The organism is Rhodopseudomonas sp. BR0C11 (assembly GCF_010820945.1).
GTDB lineage: Bacteria > Pseudomonadota > Alphaproteobacteria > Rhizobiales > Xanthobacteraceae > Rhodopseudomonas > Rhodopseudomonas palustris_H.
The window spans coordinates 1-437 of sequence record NZ_QTKI01000854.1; the positions used below are offsets into that span (position 1 = coordinate 1).

The window sequence follows — 437 nt, forward strand, 5'->3', positions numbered from 1 at the left end:
CTTACCCAGCGCCTCCAAAGCGACGGTCGGCCGCTAATCCATCCGACGGGTAAATTCAGTGATCCGCGGGCTTCCCAGGCTCCGGACTGCCGGCGCGGTGCCGAGCGCCGAAATCAACCAGATCAGCCTTTCGTCCCGATATATTTCGGCGATCGGCCAAGACAACGCGATCACCACCGCCATCAAGATACAGGACCTCAACAGCCCCACGGTGAAGGCAGTGTCGTAATGTCGTTCGGTGGGATTTCGCACTCTAACGAGCGCCACGCCGATCGGGATTTCCATGACCGCTTCGACGATGAAAATCACGGACATCGCGATGGCTACGATGCCGAAGTCGGCAGGCGTCAGCAGCCGTCCCAACAGGCTCAGGGTGATCAGATCGATGCACCGCGTAATCAGGCGCGAGGCGACCAGCAGGCCAGCGCCCGCCGCGG

At 61.6% G+C, this 437-nt stretch carries 1 protein-coding gene; it reads right to left on the reverse strand.

Going from position 1 to position 437, the window contains the following annotated elements:
• Window positions 1-33: 33 nt before the first annotated feature.
• A partial coding sequence (locus DYI24_RS27785) for an oligosaccharide flippase family protein (protein ID WP_246701406.1) occupies window positions 34-437 on the reverse strand: 404 nt, incomplete at its 5' end.